The 15,076-nt window shown below is 66.7% G+C and carries 17 protein-coding genes and 3 pseudogenes; 13 read left to right on the forward strand and 7 right to left on the reverse strand.

The features are described from left to right. Positions 1-100: 100 nt before the first annotated feature. Positions 101-1,450, forward strand: a complete 1,350-nt coding sequence (locus AB0F03_RS36970) for an acyl-CoA dehydrogenase family protein (protein ID WP_362000664.1) — start codon at positions 101-103, stop codon at positions 1,448-1,450. A 5-nt stretch (positions 1,451-1,455) separates the two neighbouring features. Next, complete coding sequence (locus AB0F03_RS36975) at positions 1,456-1,665, forward strand: hypothetical protein (protein WP_362000666.1); 210 nt, start codon at positions 1,456-1,458, stop codon at positions 1,663-1,665. Between the two features lie 51 nt (positions 1,666-1,716). On the opposite strand, the gene AB0F03_RS36980 is transcribed toward AB0F03_RS36975, so the two are convergent. The 3 genes from AB0F03_RS36980 to AB0F03_RS36990 all read right to left on the reverse strand — a co-directional run bounded on the left by AB0F03_RS36980 (position 1,717) and on the right by AB0F03_RS36990 (position 4,226). After that, the gene (locus AB0F03_RS36980; protein WP_362000669.1) at positions 1,717-2,343 is read right to left on the reverse strand and encodes a hypothetical protein; all 627 of its coding nucleotides are present in this window, start codon (positions 2,341-2,343) and stop codon (positions 1,717-1,719) included. Between the two features lie 46 nt (positions 2,344-2,389). After that, positions 2,390-3,226, reverse strand: a complete 837-nt coding sequence (locus tag AB0F03_RS36985; RefSeq protein WP_362000672.1) for a helix-turn-helix domain-containing protein — start codon at positions 3,224-3,226, stop codon at positions 2,390-2,392. Between the two features lie 328 nt (positions 3,227-3,554). Then, positions 3,555-4,226, reverse strand: coding sequence for a TetR/AcrR family transcriptional regulator (locus AB0F03_RS36990; protein ID WP_362000675.1), 672 nt, complete (start codon positions 4,224-4,226; stop codon positions 3,555-3,557). Between the two features lie 1,237 nt (positions 4,227-5,463). Here AB0F03_RS36990 and AB0F03_RS36995 point away from each other — a divergent pair. Continuing rightward, positions 5,464-6,057: a hypothetical protein gene (locus AB0F03_RS36995; protein ID WP_362000699.1), complete on the forward strand. Its 594-nt coding sequence runs from the start codon at positions 5,464-5,466 to the stop codon at positions 6,055-6,057. A 128-nt stretch (positions 6,058-6,185) separates the two neighbouring features. Then, positions 6,186-6,314: pseudogene (locus tag AB0F03_RS37000) on the forward strand (MFS transporter); the annotation flags it as partial. 17 nt (positions 6,315-6,331) lie between these two features. Here AB0F03_RS37000 and AB0F03_RS37005 read toward each other — a convergent pair. After that, positions 6,332-7,161, reverse strand: a protein-coding gene (locus AB0F03_RS37005; protein WP_362000702.1) for an IS5 family transposase whose coding sequence is annotated in 2 segments (ribosomal slippage) — positions 6,332-6,822 and positions 6,822-7,161 — 831 coding nt in all. Because the reading frame shifts where the segments join, the coding sequence is not laid out codon by codon here. Between the two features lie 62 nt (positions 7,162-7,223). On the opposite strand from AB0F03_RS37005, the gene AB0F03_RS37010 reads away from it, so the two are divergent. The 5 genes from AB0F03_RS37010 (at position 7,224) to AB0F03_RS37030 (ending at position 10,194) form a co-directional block, all read left to right on the forward strand. Continuing rightward, on the forward strand, positions 7,224-7,361 hold the full coding sequence (locus AB0F03_RS37010) for a hypothetical protein (RefSeq protein ID WP_362000677.1): 138 nt from the start codon (positions 7,224-7,226) through the stop codon (positions 7,359-7,361). A gap of 763 nt (positions 7,362-8,124) precedes the next feature. Next, the gene (locus tag AB0F03_RS37015; RefSeq protein ID WP_362000679.1) at positions 8,125-8,565 is read left to right on the forward strand and encodes a hypothetical protein; all 441 of its coding nucleotides are present in this window, start codon (positions 8,125-8,127) and stop codon (positions 8,563-8,565) included. Between the two features lies 1 nt (position 8,566). After that, positions 8,567-9,091: a hypothetical protein gene (locus tag AB0F03_RS37020; RefSeq protein ID WP_362000681.1), complete on the forward strand. Its 525-nt coding sequence runs from the start codon at positions 8,567-8,569 to the stop codon at positions 9,089-9,091. 480 nt (positions 9,092-9,571) lie between these two features. Further along, positions 9,572-9,994 (forward strand): hypothetical protein, encoded by a 423-nt coding sequence (locus AB0F03_RS37025; protein WP_362000683.1) that lies wholly within the window; start codon positions 9,572-9,574, stop codon positions 9,992-9,994. Then, entirely contained in the window at positions 9,991-10,194 is a 204-nt protein-coding gene (locus AB0F03_RS37030; RefSeq protein WP_362000686.1) for a hypothetical protein, read from the forward strand. The genes AB0F03_RS37025 and AB0F03_RS37030 overlap by 4 nt, the downstream gene beginning before the upstream one ends. Before the next feature lie 568 nt (positions 10,195-10,762). On the opposite strand, the gene AB0F03_RS37035 is transcribed toward AB0F03_RS37030, so the two are convergent. Beyond that, positions 10,763-10,936, reverse strand: a complete 174-nt coding sequence (locus AB0F03_RS37035) for a hypothetical protein (protein ID WP_362000689.1) — start codon at positions 10,934-10,936, stop codon at positions 10,763-10,765. An 875-nt stretch (positions 10,937-11,811) separates the two neighbouring features. After that, a complete protein-coding gene (locus AB0F03_RS37040) occupies positions 11,812-12,018 on the reverse strand; it encodes a hypothetical protein (protein WP_362000691.1) in 207 nt (68 codons plus the stop codon). A 105-nt stretch (positions 12,019-12,123) separates the two neighbouring features. Between AB0F03_RS37040 and AB0F03_RS37045 the strand changes: the two genes are divergently transcribed. Both AB0F03_RS37045 and AB0F03_RS37050 read left to right on the forward strand, forming a co-directional pair. After that, positions 12,124-12,387, forward strand: coding sequence for a hypothetical protein (locus tag AB0F03_RS37045; RefSeq protein WP_362000694.1), 264 nt, complete (start codon positions 12,124-12,126; stop codon positions 12,385-12,387). Next, positions 12,384-12,749, forward strand: coding sequence for a hypothetical protein (locus tag AB0F03_RS37050; protein WP_060880727.1), 366 nt, complete (start codon positions 12,384-12,386; stop codon positions 12,747-12,749). Before AB0F03_RS37045 ends, AB0F03_RS37050 begins: the two co-directional genes overlap by 4 nt. A 65-nt stretch (positions 12,750-12,814) precedes the next feature. Here AB0F03_RS37050 and AB0F03_RS37055 read toward each other — a convergent pair. Continuing rightward, positions 12,815-13,551 (reverse strand): annotated as a pseudogene (locus AB0F03_RS37055) (IS5 family transposase); the annotation flags it as partial. Positions 13,552-13,703: 152 nt separating this feature from the next. Here AB0F03_RS37055 and AB0F03_RS37060 point away from each other — a divergent pair. Both AB0F03_RS37060 and AB0F03_RS37065 read left to right on the forward strand, forming a co-directional pair. Continuing rightward, complete coding sequence (locus AB0F03_RS37060) at positions 13,704-14,414, forward strand: hypothetical protein (RefSeq protein WP_362000696.1); 711 nt, start codon at positions 13,704-13,706, stop codon at positions 14,412-14,414. A gap of 27 nt (positions 14,415-14,441) precedes the next feature. Then, positions 14,442-14,974, forward strand: a pseudogene (locus AB0F03_RS37065) (helix-turn-helix domain-containing protein). Positions 14,975-15,076: the final 102 nt, after the last annotated feature.

A 15,076-nucleotide genomic window follows, 5' to 3' on the forward strand; every position in this document is an offset into this window, starting at 1 on the left:
AGCGACCACTCGTGATTCGTCAGATCCCCCCGACCCATGCCCCAACCAACGAGTGTCCGGTCGCAAAGTCACATGATCTGCCGGACAGAACCTAGTCGCGATGCACGAGTGGGCCGGAGTCGTGGATGCCGGTATGGCGACGATTGCGAGTATCCACTGGAACCTGCACATCGGCAGTCTGCTGGACCACGACTCCAACGGGCGAGACCTGCACCCGTACGCCCGCATGGAGAGCATAGGAACCTTCCTGTGCACGGAGTTGGACCACGGCAACGACGCAGCTTCGCTGGAGACGACGGCCACATACGATCCCGAGACGAGCAGCTTCGTCCTCGACACCCCAGCACCCGGTGCCTGCAAGTGGATGCCCAACACCTCGGGCACCGGTGGCGCCAAGAACGCCCTCGTGGCGGCCCGCCTCATGGTCGACGACACCGACCATGGTGTGTTCCTCTTCCTCACCCCTCTGACTGACAACCGGGGCCGGCATTACCCGGGCGTGGAGGTGCAGTCTCTCCCGCAGACCGCCAGCGCCCCCGTCGACCACTGCGCCACGTACTTCCACGGCGTGCAACTGCCCTTCGATGCCATGCTCCAGGGGGAGCACGGACGTCTGTCGCGTGACGGCACGTTCTCCAGCACGCTGGGCAATCCCCGGAAACGATTCCTCCGGTCTGTCCGCCGCGTCCACGCCGGCAAACTCTGCATGAGCGCCTACAGTCTCGGCGTGACACGGCACGCCCTGGCCGTCGCCGTGCAGCATTCTCACCGGCGGCTCACCTCCGGGATGACGACGGGCCGCAAGGTTCCCCTCATCGAACACCGCAGCCACCACGCCCCCCTCCTTTCCGCAGTCGCGACCATCTACGCCGCAACACTGCTGCACCGCGACGTGGTGCAGCAGTGGACGAGCGGCGCAGAGGCTGAACGTGAGGAAATCGAGCGTACGGCGGCCGTGGCCAAAGCTTGGATCACCTGGCAGGCCCGTGCGGTCATGACGGAATGCCGTGAGCGTTGCGGAGCACAGGGTCTGCTGCTGTCGAACGGGATCGCCTACCAACTGGCCGCGAATGAGGGGACCGTCACCGCAGAGGGAGACAATCGTGTCATCTGGGTGAAGGCGGCCGGCGAGATGCTCATGGGCGGGTTCACCCCGACGCCGCCTTCCGTGGTGCCCGCGGCAGGCCGAGCTCTGGATGATCCGGGCTATCTCCAGGAACTCCTCGCGGACATCGAGCGCATCTGGCACGGCAGGGCCCGCGGTAGGCTGCGCAACGGACGCTGCGGCGATCCGCTGGCACGGTGGAACGGAACAGTGACGCCGGCCCTACAACTCGTCGAAGCTCACGTGCACCGGCTCGCGGCGGAGGCCTTGCTGCGGGGCGTGCCACGGCCTCCGACTCCCAGGCGCAGACAGTCCTCGGCCGGCTTCACCGTCTGTTCGCCCTGAGCCAGGTGAAAGCGCACAGCGGGGACCTGCTTGCCGCCGGCCGTATCACCTCGGAACACATCCACCAGCTGCCCGACGCGGAGGAGGCGCTGATCGAGTCGCTGGCGCCGCACGCCCTGTCCTTGACCGAGGGTTTCGCCGTTTTGGAGGGCGTCATGGGTGACCATCCGATGCTGAGCGCGCCGGCGCCCGCCGCCGAGATGGTGCCCGCATAGCCCGGCAGTCGCGTGCCGGAGCCGCCGCGCGCCCGTGGAGGCGCGCCGCCACTACATCGCGTACAACGCCCAATGAGTGACGAAGGCGAAACCGTCGTCACCGCTGAGGATCCCGATGACTTTCCCACAGTAACCTCGGTACTCCCCCTCCTGCTCAGCGTTGAGCGGAACGACCGTCACGGGTCCGCAGGGCGCCGGGAGCGGAATGGCCGCGAGAAGCCGCGGGGGAGGCGGCAGACGTAGGACTTGCAGGACGCGACGTAAACGGTCGACGAAATCGATACCGTCGTTGATCTCCAACAGCACGTCGGCCAGGAGAGCCAGCGCACCCCGACGACTGTCAAGCTGTGCCTGGCGCAGCATTATGTAGCAGGCTTCAAGGTGGTCAACGCGTTGCCCGACATCGATGGCGCACAGTCTCGTCAACCGCTGCCCCGCCACGCCCTCCAGCACGTACCCGACTTCCTCGTCGGTTACGACGTCCGGCGCGTGGCTGCGGAACCTGGCGGGCAGCTCCTGCTGTAATTCCCCCCAACTGTCGTAGGCGACTCGTATGGTCGCTGCCTGGGCATCGGTCAGCTCGGTCCCGTAGTAGTAATGAAGTGAATGCAGGAGAGGCTCTTCCACTGAGAGAAAATTGACTGCCATTACCGGGTCATCCGGGACCAGGACGTGCACGGCGCCTCCATCATGATCGGGTTGGGACGGAATGGTCAGCGTTTGGCTATTCGCCTCTGGCTAGAAAGGTCAGCACGCGGAATCCTTCGGATTCGGCTGCCAGGACGCGGACATGACTGATTCCCTTCTGGCTATGCCACACCGAGCCGGCACAGCCATTGAGATCGGAGTCCGCCCTGGACAGGCTTTGCAGTCGGGGATCGTCGGCCAAGTCCGTGCACAGGCGGCGAATAACCGGACTGCCCCGGTAACGGAGGGACAGCAGGCGGCACTCCTCCACTAGGTAAGGCGCCCAGGCCGTCTCCCAGTCGATGAGGGAGGTGTTTCGTGCGTGGTCGGATAACAGAGCCCAGCGCCAGAAGTCCGGAGGAACGCCTCGGTCCCCGAACATCGCGGCAAAGGCCGCGTTGTATGCCACCAGCTGTCCATCCGGAGCTAAGACGCAAGTCATCTCCCTCTGGCCGTCAACGGCACACTGCCAATACGGCCGAGGCTCCCTCACTGCTGGCGGCGGCTCAGAGTCGAACAAATCCAGGTGGGCAACGCGCCTGTCGTGTGCACTGAAGCCGAGTGTCTGAGCAATCCGCAGGAACAGCTCCGGGGACGGACGCAGCCGGCCGCTCTCGACCTTCTGGTAGACGCCGGCACCGCACCGCAGGGCTTCATCGACATCGGGCTGCCGCAGCTTCGTCGGTCCCTGTCGGCCGGGGAGGGGATTAAGCCCCACATCCGGCCGAGACCGCGTCTCGCGGTACTTCCTCATCAGCCGCTGATATTCGCGGGATGCTCCACGCTTCACAGCCCCCCTGCCCCTGCGCGAGGCGTCCACAAGGCTCTGGTCCGTTGTGTGCCTGCCCTCATACGCATGCACAGTGATCGGCATCAAACCATGCTGCCGGTCTGTTTCCCTAGCCGTTCCCGGCCGCCGTCTTCACGCAGGGCGCTGACCGGGTGCGAATCAGCCATCGGGGACGCGACCTCATGAAGTTTCGGATCACTGATCCAGGAAAATCCTTGCTTGCATTGACTGACGGTGACGTGAATTTCCTCATATAACGACTCTTAGTAACTATCAACCGCTGCGGCGAGGAAAAACAGGGAGTCGGCCGGTAAGGGGAGGCCCGGCGCCAGGCCGTAGAGGCCGAGTCGCGGGGAGCAGGGTCGGAGGTACGGAAGGGGCGCTGGCGAGTCTTCGCTGACGCCCCTCGCCGTCACTGCCCGGTCTTGCCATCCGGGGGTGGAGTCGCCGTGTGCCAATCGAACCCGTCAGAGGTGCGCGGTACCACCTTGTCCAGGTACTCAGCAGCCCAGGGTGATCGTTGCAGCAGCTCGCGGCCACGTTCGACACTCATGTCGAGTTCCGCCAGCGCCCGTTCCGTGGCGATACCCGTGACGAAGTGCAGGTTCGTGTCGGCGATCTTCCGGGGCAACGCCGGGTAGTCCAGCCGGCACATCAAGTCGACTCCGATGTAGGCGGCGACCCACACGAAGGACGTTTCGTCGGGTCTGACTCCCGGCTTCAGCTCCTCCCGTCGCTTGGCCTCCTCCAGGAGCAGGGTGACCCGGGGGATGTACTGGGACCAGAGGTAGCCGAACGTGTCCTTGTGATCCTGATCGGTGGCAAGCCTCGCGGCAGCTTTCACCACCGGCACCTGCGGGGTGAGCCAGGCCAAGACGATGGACGCGTCGACAACAGCCTGGAGCGGTCCTACCTGCGGCGGCGTGTCGTCCATGGCGAAGCCCTCGGTGACGACCGCTACGGCGATCTCTTGTTTTGTCTGAAAGTGGTAGTAGAGACCGCCCTTCTTGAGGCCGGTCAGATCCAAGATGTCCTGCAACGAGGTCTGCGAGTAGCCCTTCTCCGAGAACAGGTTCGCTGCCACGTCAAGGATCTCCGCCCGCGTAGCGATGCCGCGGGCTTGGGCAGGTTGCCGCACTGTCACGTCCGTTTCTTCAGCCTGGGTCGAACTTCCACGCCCGAGGTCACGCCGCGGAGCCACCGCATCCTGCGCTCCCTGCGTGATCCCGCAGGCCAGCCAGGAGCGCAGCGACTGTACCCGCACAATCAGTGCGCCCAGTAACAGGGCGTTGATTTACCTCACTGCGCATGGAAGGGTCATGTCCATCAAACCAGTCTTGCGGTCGGTTTTGCAGTACCGGCAGCCGTGCACGCGTCGACGCGCTGCTGACGGTCAGTTCTCGTTCCCTGACTCCGCGTCTGTACCGGATCAACCGCTTCCCCGACACATCCATGAAGCGACATGCACGACACGACGACGGTGAGCCGGAGGCACAGAACGACTGCAACACGCGTGCAGAGGTGGCCCGACGAGAGGTGACGGAAGGAGTAGGCACCACCGCCGCTGCGACGACACCGCATGCAACCGACATCAGATCGCACCGTCAACTGCTCCAGCCGAGGATGCAATGTCTGAACCAGTGTGCCTACTTGGGGCTGGCGGTTCCCATGCCGCGGAGAATGAGTTCCAGCTGGCACAGATCGCTTCTTCACACCCCGTGGTGCTCCTTGATGCCGAGGCGCCGGCATGGGCGCGTCAGTACTTGAGCGACCACATAGTGGCGGATCTCGCAGATCCCGTCGCCACCCTTGAAGCAGTCAAAGACTACAGGTCTGGCCACGACCTGCGTGGTGTGCTTACCTATACGCCAGAGCACCTCCGCGCAACCGCCCAGATTGCCGAGCTGCTCCAGGTACCGACCACTCCGGCGGCATCCATAGCTCAATGCGCTGACTTCGCCGAACTCAGAAGAGCGCTCACACGGCACAGGGTGCCACAACCACGCTGGACAGAAGTCTGCGATGTCGAGTCGGCTGTCACCCAGGCGCGATTGCTCGGTTGTCCCGTCCTGATCAGACTGTCAAGCAAGACACGTCCAATTGCTGTGCCAGCACACGATCCCAGGGAAGTCGGTGTCGTATACGACGCAATCACCCGACCGGCGGCAGGACAGCCCACCGACCAGCGGGAAAACGCGTTGATCGAGGAATACATGCACGTCGAGCAGGTATCCGCCCAGACGGTCGTTGTAGATGACGAGGACATCCGAATCGTTGCAATAACCCGCACTGTTCATGGGCCGGCCCCGACCCACCAAGTCATGCGTCACTCCGTCTACGCACATGACCCACTACTGCACAACCCCGTACTGCGGCGGACCGTCACCCGGGCTGTACGCGCGCTGGGCATCACGCTGGGCGTCCTCAACGTGCATCTGACACTGACTCGCAGGGGCCCCCGCGTCATCGACGTCAGTCCCCACCTCCCTGGCGATCTGATTCCGCTACTTGTGAAGCGGGCTACGGGCATCGACCTGCCTGGTATCGCGGGAGACCTCTGCACAGGCCGGATCCCCCATCTGGCTTCGACCCGGCAGAGAGCAGCAGCTATCCAGTTCCTCTATGCCCCGGTGACCGGTCGGCTCCACCGTCTCGCGGTACAACCTCACGCAGACCGTCATCCACTCCTTGACCGGATCGTCCTCACCCAGCGAATCGGTGCCTATGTGAGGTCGGCCTGTAACTCAACCTCGAGCGATCGGATCGCCCACTTCGTGGTCCTGGGGCCTGACACACCGAGCTGCCACAGCGCTTTGGACCAGGCCGCGCAACACATACACGCCGATATCGTGCCTTCGTCCATAGAATCGACGATTCCTGCCACCGGGTGTCACGATGATTGGGCGGCGGTTTGACGTCGGCAAGGTTTGCAGCATCGAGATCAGGGATCGCGGCGAGCCGGCGAAACGGCGAGCCCCGGGTCCGCCGCGGTGATTGCCCACCGGTGGCCGTTGTGGGAATGAGTTCGCTGCCGGGTTGTCGTTTGAGCCCGGTAGTGACCCAGGGGCACGCACGCCACACCGGCGGGCTGATACGCAGCGTCTACCTGCCGCGCACGGTGGACGCGTTGGCGTTCGCGATGTCCACCTACGGCGTCCCGCTGCTCGTCCTAGGAGTTGTCGTCAAATGTCACGCCCACATCAGCAGGGCTGCGAGGGTGACGGCTGCTTGGTAGGACTCGGCGGTCTTGTCGTAGCGGGTGGCGATGCCGCGCCACTGCTTGAGGCGGTTGAAGCACCGCTCGACGATGTTGCGCCGCTTGTAGACCTGCTTGTCGAAGGCCGGCGGACGGCCGCCACGGCTGCCGCGCCGGAGCCGGTTGCGGATCTGGTCGGACCGTTCCGGGATGGTGTGCCGGATGTTCCGCCGCCGCAGCCAGCCGCGTATGGCTTTGGAGCTGTAGCCCTTGTCGCCGATGACGTGGTCGGGGCGGACCCGGGGCCGTCCCGGCCCCGGCCGGGGCACCCGGATCGCCTTCATCACGGCGGTGAACTGCGTGCAGTCGTTGGTGTTCCCGCCGGTGACAGTGAAGGCGAGCGGTCGCCCCACAGCGTCGCAGGCCAGGTGGATCTTGCTGGTCAGGCCGCCTCTGGACCGGCCGAGTCCCGGGGAGCGGAGCCCCCTTTTCGCGCTCCGGCCGCGTGCTGGTGGGCTCGGACGATCGTGGAGTCGACCGACACGAGCCACTCGATGTCCCCGGCCGCGTCGCCCTTGGCCTGGGCGGCCCGGAGCATGCGCTCGAAGGTGCCGTCCCTGGCCCACCGGCGGAAGCGGGCGTGCAGCGTGGCCCAGGAGCCATACCGCTCGGGCACGTCCCGCCAAGCGGTCCCGGTACGGAACTTCCACGCGATCCCGTTGAGCACCGTGCGGTCGTCCAACCGCTTCCTGCCCCGCAGCGACTCGGGCAGCAACGGCCGGACGAACTCCCACTCGGCATCCGACAGTTCATGGCGACGTATCACCCGACCATGATCCCCGACCGAAGATCATTTGACGACAGACCCTAGGCAGGCTGCGCGGCGTGTTTTCCCCCGCCAGTGCCGTCAGCCCGCCGGCCGCCGCGCCGGCCAGCATGGCGAGGAGGAACACCAGCGTCGAGCAGCGCGACGACGGTCACGAGCGCGGCGGTGAGGAGGACGACGGCAACGTTCACGACTGACTCCCGTCAGGAGGTGGGGCCCCAACCTCCCCACCGAAGCCGCGCACCCCGCCTCTCAACACACCCACAACACCCCAGACCAGCACACACTCCACACACCAACAAACCCCCCTCCGAGCGTTAGCTCACGTCTTGCTCAGGAAATGCGCGGAAGCTGGTCATCCGCCACGGAGGGCTGTCAAGATCTCGTCACACCGCAGGTGATGAAGTGATCGCTGTGGGTGCCTGTTTCTGAACCTGGTAGCTGCACGTCAACGGTCGCTAGTCCAGAATGAGAGCTTTGCATAAACGTTGGGGGGATGGTCACGGTGACCGTTCCCCGAACGGAAACGGGTGGGGCTCACGTGATGGAAGCAGCAGATGCGGCGTACGCGCCATGGCACTGCTCATCAGCAGCGCCATCCAGGGGCCCGCGAAGCCCGGCAGCTTGATCGATCTGAAGGTGGTGGCCACCACCTTGGCCTTCGGCCCGCCGGCTATCAGTCTACCGAGCCCACATGTGCCGGGGGGTTGAAACAGGCACTAAATAATCCCCTCTCAAGGAGATGTCATGCGCATGATCCGAACGGCTTTGCTTGTGCCCGCTCTCGTTACCGCTGTACTTGCCGGTTCGGGCCCGGTTTTCGCGGATGACCCGGCCTCCGATCCGGGTGACACCGTTGCCACAGCCCCGCCCGCTGAGCCTGAAGAAGCGGACCTCACCGAGGGCGCCCCTGACTCCCCAGCGGCCGCGCCCTCTGACGCGGCCGACAAGGCGGAAGGCGTGCCGTCCAGCCGTGGGTGCGAACAGGGCTGGTACTACTACCCTACGAGCAAGACGAAGGACTACCACAAGGGTGTGGGCGCCGAGCAGGCCAACCACAACGGCACCTCTCGCACGGCCAAGTCCACGTTCACATCCGAGGTTTCCGGCACCGTGGGAATCGCCTACAACGGTGAGCTCAACGTCAAGGGCAGCGTTGCCGTCATAGAGATCTCGGGGAAGTTCGGGGTGACCATCTCCGCCTCCCTCACCGCCAAGATAGGAAACTCCATCAGCGTGGACACCCCGGCTCACAAGACCACGTACGGCCGCTACGGCGTCTACCGCTTGAAGAGCTACGGCTACAGCCGGTACACATACGTCGACTGCGGCCAGGGCGCCAAGCACAACGTCACCATCTACACGCCTCACCGCGTGGGCTGGGCCATCTGGGAGGACTGAGATGTCGCGTCGAACCTTCGCAAGGCTGGGCATCGTCTGCACCGCGCTGCTCGTTCCTCTCACAGCCTGTTCATCGGAGCATCCCCGGGCCAAAAGGCCCTCGCAGCCCACGCGGACATCCCAGCCGCCGACCACGGTCCTGCCGACCCCGAGCACCGCAGAGCCCGGGGTGCAACATCCCCCGGAGCTGGACCCCGACGAGACACTCGCCGGTCGCCAGACGGTGACCAGCGGGAATGCCACTCTGCCCTTCAACAAGGGCAGGAAGGGAGACGCGCTGATCGTCGCGGTGCGGTGCCAGGGTCAGGGCACGATCAAAGTCGCGGTGCGACCTGTGCATGTCTCCTTCCCCCTGGAGTGCGTGGCCGGCAAGGTGAGCACCACCTACAACCAGGTGGCCGTCGGCGGCGCTAACCACAGCGGTGTGGTTTCCGTCGAGGCACCCACAGCCGTGCGCTGGTCCATGACGATCGGCCGCGGCCTCCCAGCGGAAGAGGATCCGCCCACGATCGAAGAATCGCACTAACTCAGCGATTACTGGATGTTGAGCCGGGTTGGCCCGCTTTCGTGCCGTCTGGGCTCTGATTGATCATGGTCGGGCGGCCAAACTCTTCATCCCCGAGACGCGGTCTGAATCAGGCTGAGCCCACCCTGATTGCTACTGGCTCCAACCAGTGCAGCAGGGGGAGAGATGTTGACGCGTCTCTCCGATGTGAAGCCTATTGCCGCCCTGCCCGTTGCCCGGGGGTCGCCGGTGTGGGTGATGGACGGCTCGGTGCGGCGGCGGGATGCTCCACAGAAAGCCTTTGAGGGACCGGGTGCGTAGCGCGTCCGGTCCCGCACCGTGCGCGGTTTGGATGGCTGGTCAGCCGCGCACGGCTGTGACCTGCTGTGGCCGGGCCCATGGTCGGCCGGCCGTGGCCGGTGTCCGCCGGGGCCCCGGTGAGGACGCTGGTCAGCGCCTTACCGGGGTCAGGGCGTGGCGCGGCGGCGTGCGGGGGCCTGGTTGACCTCCCTGCCCGGACGCCCGGACCCCGGGAGCTCCGTCCAGCCACCGGACGCCTTCGAGCACCCGGCGCCGGACTCCCACGTCCGCGCCCTGGTCGACGTCGCCGACAAGCAGGACACCGAAGCGGTCGCCCACTGGTACGCCGAGGTACGCCGCCACGGTCGGCAGGCCGGACGCCGGGTGACCGCCGACGTGGTCGCCAACCTCGCCGACTTCCTGCGCACCGGCACCGAGCCCGAGCGCATGGAGGCCGTGTTCACCCCCCGCCAGCTCCCTCCCGCCACCACCCGGCCGGCCAAGCCCGCCCCGGCCGGTCCCGCCGACCGAGCCGGGCAGCCAAGGGCGAGGCGATCACAGGCACGGTCGTCGCCCACGGCCAGGACAGCGGACGGGACAGCTCATTCCCGAATTTGGGAATGAGCGCCGACGGCACCGACCCGGCCGGGCAGAGCGAGCGGTGTACGCGGAGCGCCGAGCACATCGCCCGGCTCAGCGCCTGGATCGTGGACGGGGCGAGCAAGGCCCGGATCAGCCCCGAGCGCGCCGCCGGTCTCCTCCTGGACGCCCTCACCGACGACACCTTCCAGCACTGGATCAACACCCGCGCCTGGACGGAATAGGCCACGACACCGCCACACCGCCCGGTTTGCACCGTCATGGGGCCGTCATGGAGGCCGTCATCGTGTTCCCGTCCGGCACCGCTCCCGCCCTGCCATGACGGCACCCGTGACGGCATAGAGGCGGCGCCCCGCCGTGGCTTCTCCAGGTCGCACCTCTGGTCGCGCCTCTGGTCGCACCGGCGCCCGGCCCGGCGGAGGGGAAAGCCGCAGGCCGCAGGGCCTGCCGCGAGCCCGGCGGGGCGCCGACTACTTCCTGGGAGACCCCCCTCGCGGGTTCCGGCCGGCCCGGTTCCGCCGGGTCCCGACGATCCACGAGGCGCCCGGCACGGCACCGACGCAGGCTGCCTGCCTTTCAACTTGTCTTTCAACTTGCTCTACAAATAGCCCTTCAACTTGCCCTTCAACTTGCCTCAGCCGACCGGCGCCGGGACGGGAAACGGCAGCTCAGACCACGTGGATAAGGGGTACCGGACAAGCCGACAACTTCTCTGGGAGACCCCCTGGAGGCTGCGGCGGGGAAGTTCCGGCCCGGTCCCGCCGGGTCCCGCTGCCCGGCGGGCGGCCCGGATCACCGGGCAAGGATCATGCCGACCAGCGCGGCCATCACGGTCACCGCGCTGAACGCGGCGCCGAGGGGCTGGCCCCAGGTCGGGTGGCGGTGGACGACGTAGGCGGTGCCGGCCGCGAGCAGCACCACGACGACGACCAGGAGCAGCGCGACGAGCAAAGCGAGCGTAGACACGAGATTCCCCCTCGGGTTCGGGCACGTCCCGGACTGGGGGCGTGCGGAAGTTGGCGGTGGAGCGTTGGAAGTTGCCTGGCCCTTGTTGCGTCGTGGGCAGACGGTCCGGGGACGGCGGCGCCATGATCTTTGGCGCGGGGGTTAGCCCCGCAACCCTGCTCTGGCCATTCACCAGCGCGTGTGTCCCCGGTCACACGGTTGGCGGGGAGTGCGGCACCTGCCACGCACTCGACTCTCGCCCTCCCAGATGCCGCATTCAATGGTTTGACCTGCGAAAACACCGACTCTCAGGTATTGAATGCGGCGCACCAGTCCGGTACGCGCCCGCCGTGGTGAGAGGCGCGGGTGCCGTAGACGGCGGTACGGGCAGACAGGGCATGCCTTCCGGCAGCCCGCCCGTGCCCGATCCGCCCGGCCCGGGAAGTTCACCGCCTCGCGCGCGCGATGCGCGCGCCTTGGAGCCCGCCGCCGCGCCGGGCCGGGTCGGTGAAGAAGAACCGCGGGCCGCCGGGATGACCGGACGATGACCGACCGCCGCCTGCTGGGCACCGGAACCGACCACACCGATCCGTCCCCCACGCCAGACACCGACCCGGTGCCGGCGCCGCGCGCCCGGCTCGCCGCTGAACGCCTGCCCGCCACCCCGGCCGCCGAGCCGACGCCGCGCCCAAGGACCGGACGCGGCGCCCTCGGAACCGGCCTCGCCGCACCCGGGCAGTCACCGCGCTGTGACGGAAGCGGTCTGTAAGGCAACCAGCCGACCTACATAGCCTGGGTGCGCTTGGTGGCTTTCGTGAGGGCGCTACGCTGCACGGGCGGGGTTGTGCCGGCCCGCCGCTGGTAGAGCCCCGCAACCATCGCCGGTCCCGTGCTTTTCAGTGGTGCCGGTAGCCGGTGGCCATGTACTCGCCACTTACCCAGCCCTGGCGCCCGTGCGGGAAGCCGGAGTGCCGGCCGGAGGCGACCTCGCCGTACGCCCACCACGCGTGGCCGGAGGTCATGCCCCAGCACTGGGCGTAGAGGTCGGTGTGCTTCACCAGGACGGCCAGAGAGCGGTAGCGGGTGCCCTTACCCACACGCACATGCACGGAATCGGTGGCGTGCAACTGCTCGGCAACCCCTTCAGAGTTGCAAGCAGGGGCTCGGCTGCTAGCCGACGGTATCAGTGGCTAGCTATGGTGGTGGGTATGGCAAAGCAGACGAATATTCGACTGGACGACGCCGTCAAGGCGGCAGCCGAGGACCGGGCCAAGCGCCGCGGTCTGACCCTGCAGGGGTACGTGGCTGACCTGATCGAGGCCGATGTGAATCAGGCACGTGCCGCCTTCATGGCCGGCGCCGCGACGTTTCTGGCCCAGTACGCGGACGCGTTCGAGGCGGAGGCCGGCGAAGACCGATACCCCGGACTTCCGGAAGGGCTGGCCGAGAGCGCGCCGAGGGACGCCGCGTGAATCTCCGCATCGATCTCGCCTGGATCTTGGCGGTGGCGCAGCAGATCCCGGGGGATCCCCAGGTCGTCGACTACGGCGTGCCGGTAGCGGCCGAGGCACGTCATCGGGCGGAGGTCCTGGACCACGAGGTCTATCCCGAGCCCCATCACAAGGCCGCGGCGCTGCTGTGTGAACTGGCGAGGAACCCCAGCCTTGAGGTGCGCAACCTCTTGTTCGCGGCCACGGTGACGGCGGCCTACCTGTCGGCATGCGGCCTCCCGGTGAGCCCTGGCCTGGACACCGTGATTCCCTTGGCCCGCGCCGCCCGGGACGGGCTCCCGGTGCGTGAGGTCGCTGCTCAGATCAAGACCTGGACGAGCTGATCGGGCATGGCCGTGGGCGAGCGTCGCCCGGCCATCAACGCGCCTTTGGTCATGGACCGGAGTTCGGTGTTGCGTTGCTTGTAGGCCTCGCGGTCGAAGGCTGGCGGCCTGCAGCCTTGGCTGCCTCGTCGCAGCCGTGGCCCCGCTGGTCCGCCGGAGCGGGGATCACCGCCCGGATGCCGCGCTTGCGCAGGTGGCCGCGGATCGCGCAGGAGGAATAGGCCTTGTCCGCCAGGACCATGTCCGGCCTGGTGCGAGGGGCGTCCGCGCTGCCGGGGAACACGCAGGCGGGCCATGACGTCGGTGAAGGCCGGTGCATCGCCTGCTTGTCCGGCGGTGAGAACGAACGCGAGAGGTCGGCAGCGGGCATCGGCGGCCAGGTGGACCTTGGTCGTCAGCCCGCCGCGGGAACGGCCGATGGCGTGGTCGGCCGGTTCGCCGGCCGGGTCCCCTTTTTGCGGGCCCCGGCCGCGTGCTGGTGAGCTCGCACGATCGTGGAGTCCACGGACACCGCCCAGCCGAGGTCCTCATCGGCGTCGGCCTGTGCCACCAGCGCGGTGAACACCCGCTCCCAAGTGCCGTCGACGGCCCACATCCGCAGCCGGTTGTAGACACCTCGCCAGTTGCCGTACCTCTCCGGCAGATGGACCCACTGCGTCCCGGTCTGCAACTTGAAGGCGATCGCGTCGATCACCTCACGATGATCCCGCCAGCGACCACCTCGCTTCGGCGTACGGTCCGGGAGCAACGGCTCGATCCGCGCCCACTGCGCATCAGGCAACGGCACGCCAACGACCGACAGATCCAAACGAAACTGCCTAGTGCCGCATCAGGCAACGTTCGCCCCGACCCGGCTCTGGGGAGCCGCTCTGACCCACCCGTTGTAGGAGTTGTCGGTGACGGCTGCCAAGCTGACGCCGATAACTCCGCTCGCAGTGATCAACTGGGGTTCCGATGCCTGATGAACGATCCGGGTCCGCGCTGCCCTCGGTCGGCTTCGACGCCGCGTGGTGCGCCACCGACCTCGGCGAGTACCGCGCCTGCCGTTACACCTATGAGCGCTACCTGTACGAGAGCCTGCCGCCGCTCGACTCCAACCAGTTCACAGGAACTTTCCAGTGGCTCGGTGGCACCCGTGGCCTTGACCCTGAGCAGGTCGCGAAACTCAACGACTTGGCGGGGGACCTGGCGGCCAGGAACCTGTCTCTGCCGCAGGACTTCGTCACTTTCCAGACCAGCGCGAATCTGTACGGCTCGCTGGACGAGGTCTCGGTGACTGGCTGCTGGACCGACATCTCGCAACCACTACCCAGTCCGGTCGAGCCTGGTTCCTTCCTCGTGCGGTTCCTGCGGGATCAGCAGGACTGCGTCATCTGGTACCTCTACCTCCGCTCCTCCGGCGAGGCGTTCGTGGTGCACTCACACCTCGACTACGAGTACGAGTTCGAGGCCCAGCGTGACGGGGAGGAGACAGAGAGCGACCTCGATGACGCGGAGGAGCAGAGGGCCGCGATCCTCTGGTGTGCACCGTCGTTCGAGGAGTTCGCCCATCGCTTCTGGATCGAGAACCGTCTTTGGCATGCGGTCAACGGCGGCAACCTGTCCCAGCTCGAACCGCAGTTGCGCAACTACTTGCATCACTACGCACCTGGGGTTTCCGCATGACGACATGTCAGGCGCGATCATGTGCGGGTGGCAGAACGGGTACGCGTCCGCGAGATCGATGACGACGAAGGCAAGCGCCTGCTGCGGATCGTGCGCCGGGGCACCGGGTCGGTGGTGACCTGGCGGCGGGCCCAGATGGTCCTGCTGTCCGCCCAGGGCATGTCCGTGGCGAAGATCGCCGAGGTGACGTTCACCAGCGCGGACCGGGTCCGAGACGTGATCCACAACTTCAACGCTGACGGCTTCGAGTCCCTCTACCGAAGTACAGGGGAGGCCGGCCCAAGACGTTCACACCCCCGGAACGTCGTGAGATCAACACCCGGGTCGGCGACTGGGCCGCGGCCAACAACGTCGAGCTCGCCTACACCCCAACCAACTCCTCCTGGCTGAACCGCATCGAGGCCCAGTTCACCGCCCTGCGCTACTTCGCCCTCGACGGTACCGACCACGCCAGTCACAAGGAGCAGGGCAGCATGATCCGCCGCTACATCATCTGGCGGAACAGGCACGCCGCTGACGAACGACTACGTGAGGTAGTCGACAGGGCGAACGTTGCCTGATGCGGCACTAACGAGCTCGTGCACGGTAGGCGGTGAGGTGTCGAGGGCTGCGGTGGGGCTCTGTGCTCACCTCTGCTGTGCCGACGTCAGGTCCGCGGTCTG

The organism is Streptomyces sp. NPDC028722, assembly GCF_040637655.1.
Taxonomy (GTDB): Bacteria; Actinomycetota; Actinomycetes; order Streptomycetales; family Streptomycetaceae; genus Streptomyces.

Bases quoted from the DNA above. Each gene is read 5' to 3' on its own strand.
- AB0F03_RS37020 (WP_362000681.1), top strand. From the start codon at position 8,567: ATGTCGCGTCGAACCTTCGCAAGGCTGGGCATCGTCTGCACCGCGCTG.
- AB0F03_RS36970 (WP_362000664.1), top strand. From the start codon at position 101: ATGCACGAGTGGGCCGGAGTCGTGGATGCCGGTATGGCGACGATTGCG.
- AB0F03_RS36995 (WP_362000699.1), top strand. From the start codon at position 5,464: ATGCGTCACTCCGTCTACGCACATGACCCACTACTGCACAACCCCGTA.
- AB0F03_RS37030 (WP_362000686.1), top strand. From the start codon at position 9,991: ATGAGCGCCGACGGCACCGACCCGGCCGGGCAGAGCGAGCGGTGTACG.
- AB0F03_RS37045 (WP_362000694.1), top strand. From the start codon at position 12,124: ATGGCAAAGCAGACGAATATTCGACTGGACGACGCCGTCAAGGCGGCA.
- AB0F03_RS37060 (WP_362000696.1), top strand. From the start codon at position 13,704: ATGCCTGATGAACGATCCGGGTCCGCGCTGCCCTCGGTCGGCTTCGAC.
- AB0F03_RS36985 (WP_362000672.1), bottom strand. From the start codon at position 3,226: ATGCCGATCACTGTGCATGCGTATGAGGGCAGGCACACAACGGACCAG.